This is a genomic window from Psychrobacter sp. Ps6 (genome assembly GCF_022129235.1).
Taxonomy (GTDB): domain Bacteria; phylum Pseudomonadota; class Gammaproteobacteria; order Pseudomonadales; family Moraxellaceae; genus Psychrobacter.
In genome coordinates, this window is record NZ_JADQAI010000194.1 from 281 (window position 1) to 1,010 (window position 730).

Annotated in this window: 1 protein-coding gene; it reads left to right on the plus strand. The window is 32.7% G+C overall.

The genetic code is table 11. From position 1 onward, the window contains the following. Window positions 1–84 precede the first annotated feature (84 nt). A complete protein-coding gene (locus tag I3255_RS14810) occupies window positions 85–684 on the plus strand; it encodes a substrate-binding domain-containing protein (RefSeq protein WP_346268630.1) in 600 nt (199 codons plus the stop codon). Window positions 685–730 lie beyond the last annotated feature (46 nt).

Below are 730 nucleotides of genomic sequence, written 5' to 3' on the forward strand. Positions count from 1 at the left end.
TATCAATATGTTTAAGATTTACTTGCTCAAATCCATTGTTTTGAAGATAAAATTGACCAAATTCGAACTGTCTCACAAGGACATATTCGCTTTGCGATGACTGATAATTTAGCAACAAATCCTAAATGTGATATACAAGGTGCCTTACAGCAATTCTTTACAATGCATCCTGCTGTTCATTTAGATAGTCATGTGTTGGATTCTTATCAAATAGAGATGATGTTATTAAATAAGAAAATTGATATAGGAATCACATCCTCTGAGATACAGAAAGATGGTCTTCAATACGATTTCCTATTTAATGAAACCCAATGTCTATATTGCAGCTGTCATCATCCAATATTGCAGTTGAAAGATAAAATTCATCAAGATGATCTTTATCAATATCAAGTTGTTGATCGGGGGCTATCGCATCCTATTACCCCGATTAATGGCTTTCCAGTATCTGCTAATGTGAATACAACAAATATGGAAATGACATTAATGTTGATATTATCGACTAATTTTATCGGTTATTTACCTGAACATTATACTCAGTCTTGGGTAGAGCAGGGAAAATTAGTGAAGCTTCCTTTACCGGAATTAGAATATCATACTGATTTTCATCTAACGACATTAGCATCTGCGGAACATTCCATTGCGTCTCAATATTTAATCGAAACTATTTTAGCTGCTCATAATTAATAAAAAGAAAATAACTTATGGATAGATAAGCAAGCGGTGATTTGAA